This window comes from Collinsella sp. An271, assembly GCF_002159695.1.
Taxonomy (GTDB): domain Bacteria; phylum Actinomycetota; class Coriobacteriia; order Coriobacteriales; family Coriobacteriaceae; genus Collinsella; species Collinsella ihumii.
Genome location: NZ_NFJE01000001.1, coordinates 354,471 through 373,989, shown reverse-complemented (window position 1 = coordinate 373,989; position 19,519 = coordinate 354,471). Strand labels below are relative to the sequence as shown.

General features: G+C 65.1%; 15 protein-coding genes. 6 read left to right on the top strand and 9 right to left on the bottom strand.

The window, feature by feature from the left end; genetic code table 11:
* Positions 1-26 precede the first annotated feature (26 nt).
* The 4 genes from B5F74_RS01575 to B5F74_RS01560 form a co-directional block, all read right to left on the bottom strand.
* The gene (locus B5F74_RS01575; RefSeq protein ID WP_087199432.1) at positions 27-1,310 is read right to left on the bottom strand and encodes a hypothetical protein; all 1,284 of its coding nucleotides are present in this window, start codon (positions 1,308-1,310) and stop codon (positions 27-29) included.
* Positions 1,311-1,470: 160 nt separating this feature from the next.
* On the bottom strand, positions 1,471-2,391 hold the full coding sequence (locus B5F74_RS01570) for a hypothetical protein (protein WP_087199430.1): 921 nt from the start codon (positions 2,389-2,391) through the stop codon (positions 1,471-1,473).
* A 306-nt stretch (positions 2,392-2,697) separates the two neighbouring features.
* A complete protein-coding gene (locus tag B5F74_RS01565; protein ID WP_087199428.1) occupies positions 2,698-2,910 on the bottom strand; it encodes a hypothetical protein in 213 nt (70 codons plus the stop codon).
* Between the two features lie 30 nt (positions 2,911-2,940).
* Positions 2,941-3,978, bottom strand: coding sequence for a glycosyltransferase (locus B5F74_RS01560; protein ID WP_087199426.1), 1,038 nt, complete (start codon positions 3,976-3,978; stop codon positions 2,941-2,943).
* A 151-nt stretch (positions 3,979-4,129) separates the two neighbouring features.
* On the opposite strand from B5F74_RS01560, the gene B5F74_RS01555 reads away from it, so the two are divergent.
* The 6 genes from B5F74_RS01555 to B5F74_RS01530 all read left to right on the top strand — a co-directional run bounded on the left by B5F74_RS01555 (position 4,130) and on the right by B5F74_RS01530 (position 13,929).
* On the top strand, positions 4,130-6,166 hold the full coding sequence (locus B5F74_RS01555) for an NAD(+) synthase (protein WP_087199424.1): 2,037 nt from the start codon (positions 4,130-4,132) through the stop codon (positions 6,164-6,166).
* Between the two features lie 158 nt (positions 6,167-6,324).
* Entirely contained in the window at positions 6,325-7,485 is a 1,161-nt protein-coding gene (locus B5F74_RS01550; RefSeq protein ID WP_087199422.1) for an aminotransferase class I/II-fold pyridoxal phosphate-dependent enzyme, read from the top strand.
* A gap of 401 nt (positions 7,486-7,886) precedes the next feature.
* A complete protein-coding gene (locus B5F74_RS01545; RefSeq protein ID WP_087199420.1) occupies positions 7,887-8,834 on the top strand; it encodes an L-lactate dehydrogenase in 948 nt (315 codons plus the stop codon).
* Positions 8,835-9,196: 362 nt separating this feature from the next.
* Positions 9,197-10,969: a glycoside hydrolase family 13 protein gene (locus tag B5F74_RS01540; protein WP_087199418.1), complete on the top strand. Its 1,773-nt coding sequence runs from the start codon at positions 9,197-9,199 to the stop codon at positions 10,967-10,969.
* Between the two features lie 513 nt (positions 10,970-11,482).
* Entirely contained in the window at positions 11,483-12,826 is a 1,344-nt protein-coding gene (locus tag B5F74_RS01535) for an Mbeg1-like protein (protein ID WP_239283312.1), read from the top strand.
* Between the two features lie 98 nt (positions 12,827-12,924).
* Positions 12,925-13,929, top strand: coding sequence for a nucleoid-associated protein (locus B5F74_RS01530; protein ID WP_066833495.1), 1,005 nt, complete (start codon positions 12,925-12,927; stop codon positions 13,927-13,929).
* Positions 13,930-14,167: 238 nt separating this feature from the next.
* Here the strand turns inward: B5F74_RS01530 and B5F74_RS01525 are convergent, their stop codons facing one another.
* The 5 genes from B5F74_RS01525 to dapD form a co-directional block, all read right to left on the bottom strand.
* Positions 14,168-14,530: a DUF1667 domain-containing protein gene (locus B5F74_RS01525; RefSeq protein WP_066833492.1), complete on the bottom strand. Its 363-nt coding sequence runs from the start codon at positions 14,528-14,530 to the stop codon at positions 14,168-14,170.
* Positions 14,524-15,762 carry an FAD-dependent oxidoreductase gene (locus B5F74_RS01520; protein ID WP_087199416.1) on the bottom strand — a complete coding sequence of 413 codons (1,239 nt, stop codon included), beginning with the start codon at positions 15,760-15,762 and terminating at the stop codon, positions 14,524-14,526. Before B5F74_RS01520 ends, B5F74_RS01525 begins: the two co-directional genes overlap by 7 nt.
* Positions 15,762-17,261 carry an NAD(P)/FAD-dependent oxidoreductase gene (locus B5F74_RS01515; RefSeq protein ID WP_087199414.1) on the bottom strand — a complete coding sequence of 500 codons (1,500 nt, stop codon included), beginning with the start codon at positions 17,259-17,261 and terminating at the stop codon, positions 15,762-15,764. The genes B5F74_RS01520 and B5F74_RS01515 overlap by 1 nt, the downstream gene beginning before the upstream one ends.
* A gap of 279 nt (positions 17,262-17,540) precedes the next feature.
* On the bottom strand, positions 17,541-18,341 hold the full coding sequence (locus B5F74_RS01510) for an MBL fold metallo-hydrolase (protein WP_087199412.1): 801 nt from the start codon (positions 18,339-18,341) through the stop codon (positions 17,541-17,543).
* Between the two features lie 400 nt (positions 18,342-18,741).
* Positions 18,742-19,443: a 2,3,4,5-tetrahydropyridine-2,6-dicarboxylate N-acetyltransferase gene (gene dapD, locus B5F74_RS01505; RefSeq protein WP_087199491.1), complete on the bottom strand. Its 702-nt coding sequence runs from the start codon at positions 19,441-19,443 to the stop codon at positions 18,742-18,744.
* Positions 19,444-19,519 lie beyond the last annotated feature (76 nt).

The following is a 19,519-nucleotide window of genomic DNA, read 5'->3' as shown; positions in this document are numbered from 1 at the left end:
GAGAGGGCCGACAGGCGCGAAGGCTATTATTCAGCGCTTCCTTTCGGTTCGTCGACCTCGAGCTTGTCGATGACCCAGGAGGTGCCGCTGGCCGTCGTGCTGCGCTTGATGCGCACCGCGGCATAACGGCGCTCGCCGTCCCGCGCATACCCGAAGGGGAACGTCGCGCGGTTGCGCGCTGCCTCGATCGTGTTGCGGAGCTGGGCGATGTAGTAGTACTCGTTGAGGATGCCCATGACGTCGGCGCCGTAGGGGAGCAGATAGGAGATCTCCCGCAGCAGGTCGCCGGGGCAGTAGACGTCGATCGTGAAATCTCGAGGGTAGTCGTCGGGAATGACGGGTGCGGCGGGCGGCACCGGTTCCGGCGAAGTGACCGGCTGCGGTTCAGGTTCAAGGGTTTCCGCAGGTGAGTTGGCAGGTTCCTGGGAAGCCGGCTCCGTTGTCGGTTCCGGCGCCCGGGGCTCATCGGATGCCGCAGGCGGCATGTCCGGCGCTTCTGTTCGCGCGGCTTCTTGCTCGACCTCGGGCTCTGCGCCCTCCTGCACCTCTAAGGCGACCTCGGACGGGCTGATGCCGGGCGTCGATTCGAGCGTCTGCATGCCGGCATTGGCGTTCTCGGGATCGTAGACGACCGTGAGCGTGATGGCGGGCTGCGGAGACTCCGCCTCCGGTTTCTCGGGCTCTTCCGGCGCGTTCACGCCATCGACGGGTTCCGCGGCGTCATCGGGGAGCTGCTCGTCGGCGTCCCCATCATGGTCTTCTTGCGTATCGGAATCTGCCAAGGTGGCTTCCTCGGACTGCTGCTCGACCGGCTCCTCAGCGAGCTGCTCCTGCTGCGCTGCGGCCTGCGGCTCGATCTCCTTGGCTTCCTCGGCGGTCTCCGAGGCATCTTGCGTCGGCTCTTCGACCGGCTCTTCTTGCGGCTTGGGCTCTTCGCGCTTGACGCGGCGCGGCTTTACGGGTCTCAGGCCCTTGTCGGTCTTCTTGCGCTTCCAGGACTTGCCCGATTTCTGCGCAGCGGTCTTTTCGGGGGCCGCCAGCGCCTCGTCCCATGCGGGCTGCGCGTTGATGGTGGCGTAGATGCGGCCACCTTTGAACACGGTCAGCGTGATGAAGTCGTCGAGCTCTTCCAGCAGCTCTCGCGTGTCGGAGAACCCGAGGTCCTCGGCGGTCATGCGCTCGGCGGCAAGGACCTCTTCGATCTTGGGCGCCAGGGTCTGCTTCCCGCATCCGATGGCCGTCGATAGAAGCTGATAGAGATAGATATGATTGCCGACGGACAGCGTCGGCTTGACCGGTTGCTTGCTCATGTGCCCCTCTTCCCATGTTCGTCCATAGCCATATTACCATCGAGCGGATAGCCTTTTTCCGACCGGGCGGCGGGGCGGATGCGCGCGCAGATAAATCCCGTAGGCGGCCCTCGCGCCTACGGGAGACGACCGTCTGGCTGCTGATGCTCGATGCGGGGAATCAGTTGGCCGAAGAGGCGGCTGTAGAAGGGGCGTCCGTTCCGGATGAGGGGGTCGTGGTCGGATTTCCCGTACTCGTATCGGTGCCCGTGCTCGAGGAGCTGCTCGATGTGCCGGAGCCCGTGGTGTCGGATGACGTGTTGCCTGCGGTGTCGGCCGGAGGCGTCGTGGCGTCCGTGGTCTGCTGGTCCTGCGGGGTCTCGGGCTCCGTCTGGGTGGTGTCATCGGCAGGGGAGGTGGCGGTGTCGGGCTGGACGGCGTCCGCATCGTCCTCGGTAGTCGCGGGAAGCTGCGCGCCGCCGTCATCGACGGTCTGCTGCGTGCCGGTATCGACGGGTTGCGTCGTCGTCGGGATGAGCGGGGCGGCCTTCTCGCCGATTCCCTCGCCCGAGGTGCCGAACCAGATGGCTGCGGCGCAGACGGCAACGGCGACCACGGCGGCGAGGATCGAGAACGCGATCACCTTCTTCTGGGTCGCGGAGCGCTCCGCCGCCGCGCGCTCGCGCAGGTTGACGGGCGCGATGCGCGCCCCTCTGACTCCCTGGCTCGGCGAGGCCTGGTCATCGCTTTGGGACGTGCGCATGCTTGCCTGCGCGATCGCGCCGGCATCTTTGAGCTTGCGCGCGCTGACGTCGAGGAAACGGCGGTAGATCTGGGAGGACACGACGGTCACAACCGAGCTGACCGCGGCGCCGATGATGGATCCCGCGATGCCGATATAGGATGCGAGCGCCACCGAGGTCGCCGCAGCGGCGGCGCCGGCGATGATCTGGGCCACAGACACGCCGTCGAACAGCTTCTTCTTGGGCGGGATCGCCTGAGTCTGACCGATGGTTTCATGCTTGAGCACCTGGGTGCTCTGAGGGGGTTGATAGACGCGCGTCCTCCTGCGCGAGGTGTAGTTGTCGCTGTATGCAGCCATGGACTGGCCCCTTTCGGATATGGCAAACGGCGAGGGCGGCGCTGCGCGCTCGAGCGCGGCCGCACGTCCCGCCGGAATCGTTCCGTTAGATTGTGTACCCCTCAACCATGATTGGAAGTGGACGCGGCAAGACAACAAAAAGAGGCAACACAAGGGGAGGAATTGTGGAGAACAAGGGTGGTGGAGGAGCACCGGACGGCAGGCGACGGTGCGGTATCACCACCGTGGAGATACCGCACATCTGCGAGCGGGGATCAATCGGCCAGCGTTTCCCTAGGGCCAAAAGACGAACGAACCGGCGGGCAGCTACCGTATGAGCGACAGATAGTGGTTGGCCCGCTCGACGAGCCAGGCGACATCGAGGCCGAAGGGGCACGGCGTCTCGACGAAGGACGAGTGGACGTCGACGTTCTGCCCGAGCGTCAGGTGCGTCCAGCCCTTGGAGGACGCGAGCGCCGCCATGAGCTTCGCGCTCGTATCGAGGGTGGTGTAGCTTGGAGGCTCCTCCGACGTGCCCACATGCTCTATGGACGGGGCGGGCCCGGTGCGTCAGCGGTCTTTGAGCGGGGGCATGGGCTTCCACGTGCGGTCCCGGTAGATCTTTCGCGCATCGCGCATGCCGCGGAACAGCGCCGGAATGCCCGTCTTCAGGCTGTCGCGGTTGACCATGACGAGGCGGATGACCTCCTTGGCGAAGGTGGCCGCCGTGCCGAGCCCGAACGTGATGCGGCGGTAATCGCCGTGGGCGCGGAAATACTGCATCATGTAGCCGCGGTTGCGCATGATGTGGTAGCGGTTCATGTCGGAGGTGCCGTTGAGCTGGCGAAGCCCCGCGATGTCCCAGTTGGCGATATTGCGGGTGCGCTGCAAGATGAGGTCTGCGATGACGATGGGCTCGGTGACCTTGGAGGCCAGATAGCCGTAGACGGTGTCGTCCCAGTAGATGAAGAAGCGGGGGTCGGGCAGGCCGATCTCGTCGACCACGGAGCGTGCGAACAGGCCGCCCTCGAAGCACATCGTGTTCATGGGGCGATAGCCTTCGGGGCCGAACGCCGCGGGCGCGATGGGGTTGGGGATGCCCAGCGACTCGATGAAGTGGTACTGCCAGTAGAAGTCGCCGCCGTCGTAGTCAAGACGCGACCCCTGGATCACGCGATGGTCGCGGGTCCAGGGCTCCAGGCGCTCGATCGCCTCGGGAAGGACCATGACGTCATCGTCCATGACCCAGAACCATTCGGCGCCGAGCTCCCACGCGCGCTTGACGCCGGCGGAGAAGCCGCCGGCACCGCCCAGGTTGTCGTCTTGCGGCGCATAGACCACGCGAGCGGTGCCGCCCTCGGCATCGGGCCCGTCGGCGGGTGCGCCCCACAGCTCGTCGGTGCGCTCGCCGAGCTCGGCCACCATGCGCTCGGTCTTGTCGGAATGCTCGTTGTCCACGATGACGATGCGCCAGGGCGCGACCGTGAGCGTGCAGAACGAGTCGAACAGCTTGGCAAGCAGCTCCTGCCGCTTGAACGTGACCACCACGATCGCGAGCTTCGGAATGCCGGGAGTCCCGGCTGCCTTGTTGGTGTTGGTCTCGCTCACGGTCGCGCTGCCTTCCTGTCGGGATTACATGCCCAGCCATTATACCTTTCGCAAACAGCGCGAACATCCCAGTCGCGAAAGAGCCATGGTATGCCGTCTGCCGTATGCCGCTACAATAGGTGGCGACAGGGCTTCCGTTGAAGGAGAAGAGATGGACGAGCTGTATCTAGCCGGCCTCGGGTCTGCCGCGGGCACGGGATTGGGCGATGGGTTTTTCCGTATTGCGTCGGCAACCCCGCATATCCGCGTGGGGGATGTCGAGGGCAACGCGCAGGCGATTCTCGAATGCGTGAAGGCGGCGGCGGACCGGGGCGCGGGCGCCCTCGTGCTGCCCGAGCTGTGCTTGAGCGGGTACACGTGCGCCGACCTGTTTTTGGACCGCACGCTGCTGCGCGCCTGCGAGAGCGCGCTGGCGCGGCTGCTCGACCAGACGCGCGACCTGCCCGTTCTCTTCACGGTCGGTCTGCCCGTCGCGAACGGCGAGGCCATCTACAATTGCGCCGCGGTGTGCTGCGCCGGCAGGCTGCTGGGCCTGACCGTCAAGCAGAACATCCCCAACTACGGCGAGTTCTACGAGCGGCGCTGGTTCACGCCGGCGCCGCTCAACACGGGGTGCGTCGCTTTTGCCGGTCAAAGCCAGGTCCTCATGGGTCACAGGCTCGTGTACCGGTGCTGCGATGCGGGGTTGGATTCCGTGACAATCGGCGTCGAGGTGTGCGAGGACCTGTGGGTGCCCGCGCCCCCCTCGATAGACATGACGGTGGACGGAGGGGCGACGATCATCTTGAACCCGTCCGCCTCCGATGAGACCATCGGCAAGGCCGAATACCGCCGCGAGCTGGTGCGCGGCCAATCGGCGCGCCTGTACTGCGCCTATGCGTATGCCGATGCAGGCGAGGGGGAGTCGACGACCGATCTGGTCTTCGTGGGCGAGAACCTGATTGCGGAAAACGGCAGCCTGCTCGCGCGTACCGATATGTTCACGTGCGACATGGCCGTGGCCGATGTCGATCTGGACCGCCTGATGGCGGAGCGCCGCCGCTCGACCACCTGGGCCAAGTCCCCGTTCAGCATGCGCCCGTGCAACGAGGTGCGGTTCTCCTACACGGGGAGCCGGTCGACCGGCGAGGAGTGCGGGCAGCCGACGGCCCCCTGCCTCATGCGCTCGGCGCTCGACATCGACCGCGTCTTCCCGCAGACCCCGTTCGTGCCGGCGGACCATGGCGATCTTGCCGAGCGCTGCGAGACGATTTTCAACCTCCAGGCCGCTGGCCTCAAGACGCGCTTGGCGCACACGGGCACCAAGCGCGCCGTCATCGGGCTCTCGGGCGGCCTGGACTCCACCCTGGCCCTGCTCGTGACCGTGCGCGCCTTCGACGCGCTCGGGCTTCCGCGCTCCGGCATCACCGCCGCCTCCATGCCCGGGTTCGGTACGACCGTGCGCACCAAGAGCAACGCCGAGACGCTCGCCCGCGGCCTCGGCGCGGACTTCCGCGAGATCTCGATCCACGACGCCGTCAAGCAGCATTTCGCCGACATCGGCCACGATCCGGCCGTCACCGACGTCACCTATGAGAACAGCCAGGCGCGCGAGCGCACGCAGATCCTCATGGATCTTTCCAACGAGCTCGGCGGCTTCGTCATCGGCACCGGCGACCTTTCCGAGCTCGCGCTGGGCTGGGCCACCTACAACGGCGACCACATGAGCATGTACGCCGTGAACGCGAGTGTGCCCAAGACGCTCGTGCGCCACCTGGTGCGCTACGCGGCCGACGTCTTCGGCGGCGAGATCGCCGACACCCTGCTCGACATCCTGGACACCCCGGTGTCTCCCGAGCTTTTGCCGCCCACGGGAGACGGCGAGATCGCGCAGAGGACCGAGGACCTCGTCGGCCCCTACGAGCTGCACGATTTCTTCCTGTACCACCTGCTGCGCTTTGGGTTCACGCCGGGCAAGATCTACCGGATGGCCTGCCGGTCCTTTGCGGGGACCTACGACGAGCGCACCGTGTGGAGCTGGCTGCGCGTGTTCTACCGGCGCTTCTTCGCGCAGCAGTTCAAGCGCAGCTGCCTGCCCGATGGGCCGAAGGTCGGCTCGGTCACCCTGTCGCCGCGCGGCGATTGGCGCATGCCGAGCGATGCCAGCTCGCGCCTGTGGCTCGAGGAGATCGACCGCCTGCAACCGTAGGCAGGTTCGGACCGGCCCCTGGCCGCTCCTGTGCATAGGGGCGGCCAGGGGCCGGTCTTGTGAAATCGACTCCACCCCGGCATCCTCCTTCGCGCTACACTAGGGTGCAGTGTTCTGCGACCAGACGTCCCGTCCGGGGCGAGGGAGGATATCCACCTATGAAGTTTTCCAGCAGGCTCGACCGTTTTGGCGACGAGGTGTTCGCGGCGCTCAACCAGCGCAGGCTCAAGCTCGAGGCGGAGGGCCGCACGATCTACAACCTGTCGGTGGGCACGCCCGATTTCGCGCCGTACGACCATGTGGCCGAAGCGCTGCGCGACGCCGCTGCCGACCCCACCATGTGGAAGTACAGCCTGCGCGACCTGCCCGAGCTCAAGCAGGCGGTCTGCGACTACTACGCGAGCCGCTTCGGCGTCGAGGGCATCACGCCCGACATGGTCGCCTCGTGCAACGGCACGCAGGAGGGCGTCGGCCATCTGGGGCTCGCCCTGCTCGATCCCGGGGACACGGCGCTGGTGCCCGACCCCTGCTATCCGGTGTTCGAGGCGGGCGTGAAGATCGCCGACGGCGAGCTTGCCTACTACCCGCTGAGCGCCGAGCATGACTTCCTGCCGCATGTGGCCGATATCGATCCTGCGGTCGCTGACCGCGCCAAGTACATGATCGTGTCGCTTCCCGCCAACCCGGTGGGCAGTGTGGGCACGCCCGAGGTGTACGAGGAGATCATCGCGTTCGCGCGCGAGCACGACCTTCTGATCGTGCACGACAACGCATATTCCGATATCGTGTACGATGGCCCGCGCGGCGGCAGCTTCCTGCAGTATCCCGGTGCGCTCGAGGTGGGCGTCGAGTTCTTCTCGCTCTCGAAGTCCTTCAACGTGACCGGAGCACGCATCGGTTTTCTGGTCGGCCGCTCCGACGTGGTCTCGGCGTTCGCCAAGCTGCGCAGCCAGATCGACTTCGGCATGTTCTACCCCATCCAGAAGGCCGCCATCGCCGCGCTGACCGGTCCGCTCGACCAGGTCGAGGCGCAGCGTCTCAAGTACCAGGAGCGTCGCGATGCGCTGTGCGACGGCCTGGAGCGCATCGGCTGGGAGCGGCCCAACGCGCACGGCACGATGTTCGTGTGGGCAAAGCTGCCCGGCGGGCGCACGGATTCCATGGCGTTTTGCGAGGAGCTTATGGACCGCGCAGGCGTGGTGGTGACGCCCGGCGCGAGCTTCGGCCCGCACGGCGAGGGCTACGTGCGCATGGCGCTCGTGCTGCCGCCCGAGGGCCTTCAGGCGGCCATCGCCGCGATCGAGGCCGCCGGCATCTAACATCTAGACGGGTTGGTTGGGGATGGGTTGGTTGGGGACGCGCTCCTTCCAACCCATCGCAACTCATTTGGGGATGCGTTCCCTCCAGCCCGTTGCGCTTGCTCGGCGTTCCTTCAGATATCTCGACGCTGTCGCACCATGGGCTGGAAGAAACACGCCCCATTCAACCCCGACGCTACCGCGCAATGGGTTGGAAGGAGCGCGTCCCAATGGGTTGGAGGGAACACGTCCCCAACCGACCCACAATGGGTTGGAGGGAACACGTCCCCAACCAACCCTTCTCATGTGTAAATGTTATAAGAATGATAGGAAATAGCGGCGGCGCGTTTAGGCTCGCACGTTGCGGATATATTTGACACCATGGTACCGATACCAATCCCGATTGAATCAGGGGGACTACCATGGTCAACGATAGAAAAGTCGCCGTCGTCGGATGCGGGTTCGTCGGCTCGTCATCGGCGTTCGCCCTCATGCAAAGCGGGCTGTTTTCCGAGATGGTCCTTATCGACGTGGACCGCGCCCGCGCCGAGGGCGAGGCGCTCGACATCAGCCACGGGGCGCCGTTCGCGCATCCCATGCGCATCTACGCCGGCGACTACGAGGATGCCGCCGATGCGGCGATCATCGTGGTGACGGCGGGCGCTGCGCAGAAACCCGGCGAGACGCGTCTGGATCTGGTGAACAAGAACGTCGCCATCTACCGCAGCATCATCCCGCGCATTCGGGAGGTTGGATTCGAGGGCATCCTGCTTATCGTCTCCAACCCGGTCGACGTGCTCACCTATGCCGCCATCAAGATGTCCGGCCTGCCCGAGAGCCGCGTGATCGGTTCGGGCACTGTGCTCGACACCGCCCGCCTGCAGGAGGCACTCGGCGATCATCTGGGCGTTGATCCGCGCGATGTCGAGGCGTACATCATCGGTGAGCACGGCGACTCCGAGCTTGCCGTGTGGTCGAGCGCCGACGTTGCCGGCGTACCGCTCGAGGACTTCTGCGAGATGCGCGGCCACTTCGACCACGAGGCGACCGAGGCGCGTATCGTCGACGAGGTCCGCCATGCCGCCTACGAGATCATCGCGCGCAAGCACGCGACGTATTACGGCATCGCGATGTCGGTCCAGCGCCTGTGCCGGGCGATTATGGGTGACGAGAAGTGCATCCTGCCCGTCTCGAGCCTCATGGTGGGGGAGTACGGCCTTTCCGACATCGCCATCTCCATGCCCACGATCATCGGCCGCGGCGGCATCGAGTGCCGCGTGCCCATCTCCCTTGACGATGAGGAGCTTGGTGAGCTGCACCGCTCCGCTGCGGCGCTGTCCGAGGTCATCGACCGCGCGCAGCTGCGTTAGCCGGATGCGCAGGCTGCGTCGGCGCCCATCGGCTTGTGTGGCGATGGGCGCCGACCGCCGACTGTGCAGCCGACAGGACTGACGCCGACAGACAGTCGACCGACAGCTGGCCAATCGTCAGCCAACCGACCGAACGTCGACCTGACGCCGACCAACAGCCGACCGGCGGCGTACCGGCACCTGGCCGGCAGGCTTCCCGCCGATCGCCAACAAGTTGCCAACCCGCCGACCGGCGACCGCCCTCGCACCCTGTCATATCCCGCGAAAAAAAACCGGTCGCATTTTGCTATCGTGCCATACTTGTTCGTACAAGCATGGCACGATAGAATGGCCCTGACGACCGATGTGAGCGGGAGGTAGCCATGGCGATCAACGCAATCGAATGGTGGAAGCAGGCTGTCGTGTACCAGGTGTATCCGCGCAGTTTCCGCGACGCCGACGGCGACGGCTTGGGCGATATCCGCGGGGTGACCGCCGGGATCGATTACCTCGCCGAACTCGGCATCGATGCCATCTGGCTCTCACCGTTCTATCCTTCCGAGCTCGCCGACGGCGGGTACGACGTCATCGATTACCGCGCGGTCGACCCGCGCCTGGGCACGCTCGACGATTTCGATGAGCTTATCGCCGCCGCGCATGCCCACTACATCCGCGTGATCGTGGACATCGTGCCCAACCACACCTCAAACAAGCACCGTTTCTTCCAGGCGGCGCTCGCCGCGGGCCCCGGCTCGTCCGAGCGCGAACGCTACATCTTCCGGCCTGGCCGCGGGGAGCACGGTGAGCTTCCCCCGAACGGCTGGATGTCGTGTTTCGGCGGCTCAGCGTGGGAGCGCGTCGAGGACGGCGAATGGTACCTGCATCTGTTTGCCGCCGAGCAGCCCGATCTTAACTGGCAGCATCCCGACGTGCGCGAGGAGTTCGAGCGCACGCTGCGCTTTTGGTGCGACCGCGGCGTCGACGGGTTCCGCGTGGATGTGGCGCACGCCCTAGCGAAGGACCTGACGAGCCGTCCGCTCGACGAGCTCGACCAGGCGCCTAAGCAGGGGAGCGGCAACGCGGACAATCCCTTATGGGACCGCCCCGAGGTCCATGAGATCTACCGCTCGTGGCGCCGCATCTTCAACGAATACGAGCCGCCGCGCTTCGCCGTCGCCGAGGCGTGGGTGACACCCGATCACCAGCGCCTCTACGCCTCGCCCGATGAGCTCGGTCAGGTGTTCAACTTCGAGTTCGCCAAGGCGGACTGGTACGCCGCCGACTTCCGTCGCGCTATTGAGGAGGGCCTGGCTTGCGCGGAGGATTCGGGCTCCACGAGTACGTGGGTGCTTTCCAATCACGACGTGCCGCGCCATGCGACGCGCTACGGCTTGCCGCAGGTGAAGGCAAAGGTGCACCATCAGTTCGTCAACGACTGGCTGCTGCGCGACGGGGCGACCTATACCGAGGATCGCGCGCTAGGCACCAAGCGCGCTCGCGCCGCGCTGCTCATGGAGATGGCGCTGCCGGGCTCAGCCTACATCTACCAGGGCGAGGAGCTGGGCCTGTTCGAGGTCGCGAACATCCCGTGGGATCGTCTGGAGGATCCGCAGGCGCGCCGGACCTGCCACGGGGATGCGCTGAAGGGGCGCGATGGCTGTCGCGTGCCGCTGCCTTGGGTCGCTTCCGACATGCCGGCGCCGGCTGCGTGGGACGGCTCCTTCGGTGACGGGGATACGGCGAGTTTCGGGTTTTCCGCGCCGGCTACGGGTGTGGCGCGCGCGGACAAGACGGCTGCCCCGCACCTGCCGCAGCCGTTGTGGTTCGTTGAGCACGCGGTGGATCGCCTGGATGCCGAGCCCGGCTCGATGCTCAACCTATACCGCCGAATCCTCGCACTGCGCCATGAGCTGCTCACGTCTACGGGCGATACCTCACTGACCTGGTGGGGAGCAGGCGAGTTGGGGATTTCTGCCGAACAGGCGCGCGAGGTGATCGCTTATGCCCGCCCCGCGGCCGGTGGCAAGACGCTCGTGAGCATCACCAACTTTGGTGCGCATGAGCTCGCCTTGCCCGACGGCGAGGTGCTCGTATCGTCCGAGCCGCTTACGGGTGCGCTGGGCCAAGACGCTTCTGTGTGGATGCTGCTTGGCTAGGAACCGGTTGGCCGCTGCATCGCGCACCCGGGCGGTTGCATAGCGGGTGCGCGAGCGGCTGGCCGCCGCTGCTGCGCGACGCCCCCGATCGGCACCTTATGGAAGTGCATATGGGTCTGAGACCGCGTCCCTGCCTCGGGAGGACGTCCAGCGGAGGTTCCGGAGCTCAGAGTTGCTGAAAAATCAACGTTTTGAGTGGGTGGATTTCAAGCGCCCGGAAATGCGAACTCGTCGTGCGGTCGTTACCTGCGGAAACGTTACCTCTGAAGATGCCCTCTCAGACGGGTTCGAAAACCACCCGCTCAAAACGTCGATTTTTCAGCGAAAGTCAGCGCTGGAACCTCCGCTGTGGACCGCAGGCAGCCTCGTTTTGCCCCAAACGCCTCTGCGGGGCAGGTCGTAGCTGGCAGTAATCTGCGCTTCTTAAGGCTAGAGTCTTCCTGGCGGTGCTTTTGGTACGCTTGGACAGAACCATTGTTGTTGCCTATGCGATGCTAACGTGAGGGGTCGAGCATGATGCATGCCGGAAAAGACGCGCGACGCGTCGTCTCGCTTGTGAAGCCGACGGGCGCAGGCCTGCCCGATGGCGCGACGATGCCTACGGATGAGAAGGCAGGTTCCGGCGTGCTCGGCACGCTTGCTGAGAAGATCCCCCTGAGCAGGCCGTCGCTTTCGACGCGCCATGCCGAGGACGACACAAGCGCTCAGCCCACCCCCTCGTCAAAGCGCGCGGACAACTTCTTGACCTACGCGCAGTCTGCTCGCGACCCGTTTTCCAGGCGGCCGCTGAACGCCCTCGACAGCCTCGTGTTCTCGTGGCTGTCGTACTTTCGCTTGAGCTCTCAACTGCGTTGCGCGCGCATGCCCGAGGGCATCGGACTCCACGAGCTGTTGCGCGCTGAGGATTTCTCGTCGATGTTCGGTACGAGCTGGGACCCCGAGTCCAGTCGCGAGCTGCTGTTCGCCGTGTGCGCGAGCCCGCGCTTTCGCGATACACGTCTGTGCCATTTCGCCTACAAGACCGAGCGCGCGACCTCCGAGCAGTTCGCCGCCATGACGTTCATGCTGCCCGACGGCAGCGCCTACCTCGCGTTTCGGGGTACGGACTCCACGCTGGTCGGGTGGCGCGAGGACTTCAACATGGCCTCGCAGCTCCCGGTGCCCTCGCAGTGTGAGGCGCAGCGGTATCTTGAGCGCGTGGCACCGCAGTTGACCGGCCCCATCTATCTCGGCGGCCATTCCAAGGGCGGTAACCTTGCGACCTATGCCGCGGCCTCGGCTCCCGAAGATATCCAGCGGCGGATCGTGCGCGTCTTTTCCCACGACGGCCCCGGCTTCGACGATTCGTTTCTCGAGGGCGAAGGGTATGCGCGCATCCGTGATCGCGTCGAGAAGAACGTGCCCAAATCCTCGATCATCGGCCTCATCATGGACGAGCGCCATGAGTTCACCGTCGTCGAGAGCGGCGGGATCTCCGTGCTGCAGCACAACCCGTTTCTGTGGGAGGTCGAGAGCTGCGAATTCAAGCAGGCAGATGGCCTGTCGGCGAGCTCGCGCTACTTCGGCTCGACGCTTGCCGCGTGGATGCGCCGGTTCACCCCCGAGGAGCGCGGGGAGTTCATCGCGACGCTGTTCCAGGTGCTGAGCGTGACCGGGGCCACGCGCTTCGCCGATATCCGCGAGAACTGGCGCACGAGCCTGCCCGCCATGAAAGAGGCGGTGTCTTCCCTGGCACCCGAGCAGCGCGCCTTCGTAACCGACGTGTTCAAGGCGCTTGCCCGCGTGGCGACGATCGATCGTATGTCTGACGTGGCATCCGGTTTGGTGGACTCCCTGCGCGCATCCGACGAGCAATAAGCCGCTTCGCGACGGGACCGTTTTGGTTCATCGCCTACTCGCGCTGTCCGCAAGACACGCTATACTCGTGAGGCTCACAAACCCTGATAGGAGTTGGCATGAAGATCAACCATGCGATTCTGCATATCCTCGATTTCGATTCGTCGGTCAACGTCATGAGCCAGCGCGAGCTCGACCTCGACACGCGCGCCGTGCGCTCGTTCGTGACCTCTCACCTGCGCCGCGCCCGAACGAGCGCGGACAACAAGCGCGCCTCGTTCGCCGAGAACAGCGGGTTTGCCGGCGAGCTCAAGGCGTTCTTGTTCGGCGACCGCGAGTTCATCGATTTCTCCGAGCAGATCGCCGAGTTCGTCGCAGGAGAGCTCGCCAAGGCAGACAAGGCGGAGTCGACCGACGTGCTCGTGGCGGACTTCGAAGACGATGACGAGGTGCGCTGGTTCGCGATCCTGCTCATGAGCAGCCGTATGGCGTTCATGCACGAGGTCGATCGCGAGGGCGGCCAGGTGCGTAACGATATCGCGCGTCATTACGCGATCCTGCCCAACCCGTCGCAGAAGGTGACGAGCTACTGCATCGTGCGCGCCAGCACGATGGAGGTGTTCTATCAGGACAAGAAGCGCAAAATCGCCGGTGAGGACACCATGCTCATCCCCGACGGGCTGCTGCAGTGCGTGACGGGGGTGTCAGGCAAGGAGATCATCGACACGGTCACGCGCATCGTGGAGGAGGTCGCCGAGGAGCACGGCGCCAACACGGCCATGGCCCTGGCGCGTGCTAAAGAGGTCGTCGCCGAGAAGGTCGAGGAGGACGAGGAGCTCGCCCCGTGGGATCTGGCCGACGAGATCTTCGAGGACGAACCCGCTATGAAGGAGCGCTTCGAGGCCGAGATGCGCGAGGAGCAGCTGCCCGAGCGCGTGCCGGTCGAGCGCGCCAACGTGGAGCGCGCGGCGGTGCGCAACCACAAGATCCGCACCGACACGGGCATCGAGATCACGTTTCCCGCGGAGATGCTGCGCAACACCGAGTACGTGCAGTTCGTGAACGAGCCGAACGGATTGATCTCCATCGAGCTCAAGAACATCGGGAGCATCGAGAACCGGTAGGACAGGGCGGTAAGCCGCCATGGGGTATACTCGTAGCGAGCAGAAGGTTTTACGCCCACCTGCGAAAAGGGTCTTTGTGGGATGGCCCCACGCCGAACAGCCGTCTCCGCTAAAGGCGGCTGTTCCTCTGTGCGTGGGCAAAACGGCCCCATTCTAAGACACGCCAAGCAACAGGCCCGCTGCGCCTCTTCAAGGTGCAGCGGGCCTGTTCGCAGGGGGTGTTCCTAAAGCGGTGCGATTACGCCGCCTCGACGTCCTTCGTCACGATGACATCGACTCCGAGTCCCAGCACGTCGGCGATTACGACATCGCCCTCGTGAACGGGTGCGGGGACCTCGACCTTGCGGATCTCGGCCATGACGTCGAAGATGCGGTCCTTGGGGATCACGCCGGACAGGCGCACGCTCGCGAGCGGCAGGTCGCCGCCGTCGACGAGCACCGATGTCGCGATGTTGCGCATCGGGTTCTCGATCTCCTGGGTGACGTAGGCCTCGCCCTTGGGGCACTTGTTGCCCGAGATGCCCTTGATCGTCTTGCCCTCGAGCTCGACGGAGATATCGCATCCCTGCGGGCACATGATGCAGGTGAATTCCCTTAGCATGACACCGTCACCTCCAGGTCGTCGGTGGTGTTGAGCTTGTTTGAGGCAAGCTTGATCTGAATCATCTCGGCGGGCAGGGCCTTCGCCATCTTGCGGCGCTTGAGGACGGTCTCGCCCTGGCGGATCTCGACGGTGCAGTCGCGCAGCGGACGGCGCACGCGGAACGACACGGTGACGTCGCTCTCGCCGCTGATGCGCGACGGCGTGAGTCCGCCCACGAGCTCGCCTCCGCGGACGGCGAGCTTGCTTTCGGGCAGCGACCCCTGCGTGATGAAGCGCGCGGCGCTGTCGGCGAGCGCTTCGGCCTCAAGCGACACGAAGTCCACGAGGTCGTGCACGTGCAGGACGTTGCCGGCGGCGAAGATGCCCGGCACGGTCGTCTGGTAGTTCTCGTCGACGGCGGGACCGCTCGTCCCAGGGTCCTTCTCGGCGCCCGCCATCCAGGTGAGCTCGTTTTCGGGGATCAGACCCACCGAGAGGATGAGCGTGTCGCACTCGTATTCCTTTTCGGTTCCCGGAATCGGCTGCATATGGTCGTCGACCTCGGAGATGACCACGCTCTCCAGGCGGTCGGTGCCGCGGATGTCGGTGACGGTGTGGGACAGCGACAGCGGGATGTTGTAGTCGTTTAGGCACTGCTCGACGTTGCGCGGAAGGCCGCTTGCGTAGGGCTGGACCTCGAACACGCCGAGCACCTCGGCGCCCTCGAGCGTCATGCGGCGCGCCATGATCATGCCGATGTCGCCGGAGCCCAGGATGATGACGCGGCGGCCGACCATCTTGTTCTTGAGGTTGATGTACGCCTGTGCCACGCCCGCGGTGTACACGCCGGCAGGACGCGTGCCCGGGATGCTGATGGCGCCGCGCGTGCGCTCGCGGCAACCCATGGCGAGGATGATCGCACCGGCCTCGAACTCCATCATGCCGTGCTCGGAGGAGGAGGCGAAGACGTGGCGGTCGGGCGTGATCTCGAGCACCGTGGTGTCGGTGAGGCAGGGGATCTCGAGCGACTCGGCCTCGCGGACGAAGCGCGCCGCGTACTCGGGGCCGGACAGGGTCTCGCCGAAGCGGGTGAGGCCGAAGCCGTCGTGGATGCACTGGCGCAGGATGCCGCCGGGCTTCTTCTCGCGCTCGAGGATCAAGATGTCGTCGATGCCCTTGCGGCGCAGCTCAATTGCGGCGGCGAGACCGGCGGGACCGCCGCCGACGATGATGGCGTCTACGTGCTTCATTATGCGCTCACGCTCCCTTCGGATGCGGAATCATCGGTTTTGCCGCTCCTGACAGGACCGGTGAACATGTACGAGCCGGCATGGTTGTAGCGCACGTCGGTCGGTTTGATGCCCAGCTCCTCCTCGATCATCTCGGTGATGCGGGTCTCGCAGTAGCCGCCCTGGCAGCGCCCCATGGTGGCGCGGGTGCGGTTCTTGATGCCCGTGACGGTGTGCACGCCGAGCGGGTTGTTGATGGCGCGGCGGATCTCGGCGCGGGTGACGGTCTCGCAGCGGCAGACGATCTCGCCGTACTCGGGATCTTCAGCGATGGCGGCCGCCTGCTCCTCGTGCGTCATGTCGTAGAAGCGCTTGGGTGCCGGGCGATGCGGGTCGAAGTGCTCGTTCACGCTCGGCTTCTCGACCTCCACCAGGCGCGCGACGGCACGGCGGGCTAGCGGCAGCGCGCAGGTGACGCCGGGGGACTCGATGCCCACGAGGTTCACGGTGTTGGGGTTGTGCTGCTGGTCGCTCTCGAGCTTGAAGTCGAGGACGTTGCCCTCCTCATCGACGCGCTTCCAGCGGATGCCGGCGAAGTTGCGGATGAAGTACTCGCGGCGCATCTGCTTGAACATCTTGGAGCCGTCGCGGATGAGCCCGTCGAGGTGGTCCTTGGTGCACTTGTAGTCCTCCCAGTCCTCGGTGACATAGGAGTCCGGACCCACCAGGATGTTGCCGTCGACGGTGGGGGTGGCGTGCGTGGAGAAGCCGCCGCGGTCGTTGGGCGCGGGGTAGACGGGGATCTTGAGGAACTGGCCGGCCTTCTTGTCGAGCACGAAGTATTCGCCCTTGAAGCCGCGTACGGGGTAGTTGGGATAGCCGAGCATCTCGGAGATCTGGCTGGCGTAGGCGCCGGCGCAGTTGATGACCCACTTGGTGCGGAACGTTTGCTGCGGGGTGTAGACCAGATAGCAGTTGTTGGCGATGTAGCGTTCGATGGCGGTGACCTTGCGGTCGAAGAAGAACTTCACGCCGTTTTGGGCCGCGTTGTCGGCGAGGGCGATCGTGTACGCCATCGGGTCGAGGATGCCCGAGGACGGCACGTACATGGCGAACTCGCCGCCCGCGTGCGGCTCGATGCTCTCGATCTCGGCCTTGTCGATGATGCGCATGCCCTCGACGCCGTTCTGCTCGCCGATGGCCTTGAACTTGAGGATATTCTCCATGTCGTGGTCGGTGAATCCCACGACCAGCTTGCCGGTGCGTTTGAACGGCACGCCGAGCTCGGCGGCGACCTGGTCGAACTCCTTGTTGCCCTCGACGGCGCATTCCGCCTTGAGCGTTCCGGGCTTGTAGGTAAAGCCTGCGTGCAGCATGCCGGTGTTGCGGCTGCTGTTGCCGCAGGCGACGTCAAGCTCCTTTTCCAGGACGGCGACGCGCAGCTGGTAGCGTGCAAGCTCGCGGGCTACCGCCGAGCCGACGACACCGGCTCCGATGACGATGACATCCCATTGCTCCATACGAATCCCTCCTGATTCGCTTCGGACACTGTCGGGTGTATCGTACGAAGCCGGCTACCAGATGTGATTAGTACGCAAAACAGTGTTTTGCGGGCTGTAGAGCGCCCCAAACGGTCAAGGGGGACCGATCGCTGTCGAATTCGGACTGATCGCATGCGCAGGCCTGGGAAGCCGGGCGTTAATCTGCCTGGAAAAACGCAAAAAGCCCGACGGTTGCTCGTAGGCGACCGTCGGGCTTATCGGTGAACGGCGTGGGTCAATCGGGGAGCGTGCGGTGTTCTACAGTGCAATCGTCTCAAGATCGTCGGGGATGTAGAGATTTCCGCGATAGTACGCAGACCCCTCGGCGGCGTAGAGTTCTTTGCGGCGCGCGATGTTGCGGTCCTCGGTATGGTAGAGCACGAGGTTTTCTGCGCCGAGCTCCTCGGCGAGCTCGCAGGCGTCCTTGACGGTGGAGTGGTGCTTTTCATAGGGCGAGAAGATGTCCGCCTGGCCGTGCAGGCAGAAGGCCTCGTGAAGCAGCCATGCGCTGCCTTCCGCATAGGCGCGCTCGCACTCGTTGTACGGCTCGTCGCCGCAGCAGGTGAGCTTGCGGCCGTCGCCCATGTCCATGGTGAAGCCGAACTGCTTGGCCTTGGTCGATTGGATATCGAAGAACGTGACCTCGTGGCCGATGATCGTGCGCGTCTCGCCGTCTTCGACGGTGACGAGGTGGACGCGATCGTCGATGAAGCGCGTCTGCTTGGGCTGCAGGAGCATGTCGGCGATGCTGCGAACGATGGTGAGGACCTCGTCGTGCCCGTAGATGGTGACATCGCCCTCGTAGGCGCCTTTCGCCATGTTCTGGCAGATGAGGCGGATGAGCCAGACGATGCCGACGATATGGTCGATGTGCTTGTGGGTCACGAAGATCTCGTGGATGTCGTGCCAGTCGATGTCCGCGCGCTTGAGCTGGACGAGCACGCCGTTGCCGCCTCCACCGTCGACCAGGAAGCGCTTCGTGCCGTCCGTGATGACAAAGCAGGTGTTATAGCATTCGGTGACGAGCGCGTTGCCCGTTCCCAGCAGGGTGAGTTCCATGGATGCCCCTCCTACGGTCGGTTCGTTTTTCCCGAGAGGGGATTATAGCGAACGTTTGCAGCTCCCGTGGAGGTTCCAGAGCCCAGAAGTGCTGAAAAATCGAGGTTATGAGCGACCCGTTTCAGAACGCTCGAAAAAGCGCATCTGTCTCTCGGCCGTTACCTGCGGAAACGGTGGCTCCGAAGGCGCCCTTTTGAGCTGGTTCGAAATCCACCCGCTCAAAAGCTCGATTATTCAGAACCTCTGGGTTCCGGAACCTCCGCTAGAAGGTTGGCTCATTTGGGGACGGGTTCGTTCCAACCCATCGGCGGCCGCGTGGGCCGCCGATGGGTTGGAACGAACCCGTCCCCAAATGAGCTATCTTCGCGAGCCTCCACTGGGGTGCGGTCGCGCCCAGTCGCTACAGCTTGCGCAGGTCCTCCTCGAGGCCCGTCTTGCTGTCCGTCTGCGCATCTCGCATCTTGATGACGCGCGCGGGGACGCCCGCGACCACCGCGCCGGCGGGCACGTCCTCGACGCACACGGCGCCCGCGGCGACGACGGCGCCTTTGCCCACGTGGACCCCTTCGAGCACGACGGCGTTCGCGCCGATCATGACATCGTCGTCCACGATGACCGGCGTCGCGCTTGCGGGCTCGACGACGCCTGCGAGCACGGTGCCGGCGCCGATGTGGCACCGCTTGCCCACGGTGGCGCGGCCTCCCAGCACCGCGCCCATGTCGATCATGGTTCCCTCGCCGATGACGGCGCCGATGTTGATGATGGCGCCCATCATGATGACGGCGTTGTCGCCGATTTCGACGCGGTCTCGGATGATGGCACCCGGCTCGATGCGCGCGTTGACGTTCTTGAGATCGAGCAGCGGGACCGCGGAGTTGCGGCAGTCGCTCTCGATGTCAAAGTACTCGATGTCGTCGGCATGGGCCTCAAGGACGGGGGCAAGATCCTTCCAATCGCCGAACACGATACGCCCGTCGGCGTTGCCGTATGCATGCGCGGCGCCCCAGTCGATGCCGGCGCCCTCGCGCTCGCGGATGTACAGTTTGACGGGCGTCTTCTTCTCCGCCGTCGCGATGAAGTCGATGATTTCCTGCGCGTTCATGCGCGCTCCTTCCTTGTCCTTGCGGCAGGTCTGCGCCGCGCCGTCGCCCGCGGCCATCTTGCTGCGTCGACGTCCG